General features: G+C 60.9%; 1 protein-coding gene. It reads left to right on the top strand.

What is annotated here, in order from left to right:
• Positions 1-251, top strand: a 251-nt coding sequence (locus I6F21_RS38170; protein ID WP_225184440.1) for a hypothetical protein, incomplete at its 5' end; no start/stop codon positions are given.
• Between the last annotated feature and the right edge of the window lie 161 nt (positions 252-412).

Here is a 412-nt window from a genome sequence, read left to right as displayed (position 1 = left end):
ACCGCCATGGCCGCAAGGGCGCACGCGAGAAAGCCTGGCTCCCAATCTTTGCCGGACGCTGCAGCGACAAGCGATGGCAGACGGGCGAGCGCTTCGGCGTATGGGGCCTGAAGGTCTTGAGGTACTTCGGTCTGATTCTTCGCCCGGCAAATTTCAACCCAGGCGGGGAACTGAAAGTACGAGTGATCGGCGTTCATTGGCGCGGAGGCAAGAGCGTCGACGACGTGCGGGACGGCCGCGAAGGAAGCTGAATAGACATCGCCTTGGTGTGCCAGTGAGCTCCAAAGCGTGAACCAGGGCTCTGAGTCATTTTCGGACGACGGCAGCTGCCTAAGCTGTGCCAGAAGCTCTGGAACGTCGTCTGCGAAGCCGTATGCGTGCTCGAGTTCGGACCAGCGTGGGCTTTCAAGAC

It is taken from the genome of Bradyrhizobium sp. NBAIM03 (assembly GCF_020194055.1).
GTDB lineage: Bacteria > Pseudomonadota > Alphaproteobacteria > Rhizobiales > Xanthobacteraceae > Bradyrhizobium > Bradyrhizobium yuanmingense.
The sequence above is the reverse complement of the archived record's forward strand: the minus strand, read 5'-3'. Positions and strand labels throughout refer to the sequence as shown.